1 protein-coding gene is annotated in these 387 nt (G+C 52.5%); it reads right to left on the reverse strand.

Annotated features, from left to right (window positions below):
- Positions 1-387: nSTAND1 domain-containing NTPase (locus D7Y13_RS46755; RefSeq protein ID WP_158626280.1), on the reverse strand; the 387-nt coding region annotated here is incomplete at both ends.

Genomic DNA, 387 nt, shown 5'->3' on the forward strand with positions numbered 1-387 from the left:
TAGATGCCGCGACAGGCTGCTTCTGCCTGCGTCAGCTTCGGCAACACGCCCGCCTGCAAAAACGAAGTCTTCCCGCAGCCCGACTCGCCCATCAGAATACCAAAGCGAAATTCCTTCGCCTTCAACGACTCCAAGCAGGTCTGAATGCTCTGATCGCGTTGCAGTTTTGCAAACACATCTGCATCTTCCAGGGTGAACGATCGCAACCCCTTGATCACCTTGCGCTCAGCGCCCTCCTTCACCTCCAGATTGGCAGCGCGAGGCATGGTTTTGATGGCAATGGCGATCGCCGCTAGAAAAATGACTCCAATGAAAAGCCAAAAGCCGCTTTGATACCATCCGGGCAGCTCAAAGTCAAAATTCTTCTTGAGAAACCAAGTTAGAATT

The sequence above is a fragment of the Corallococcus praedator genome (assembly GCF_003612125.1).
Lineage (GTDB): Bacteria > Myxococcota > Myxococcia > Myxococcales > Myxococcaceae > Corallococcus > Corallococcus praedator.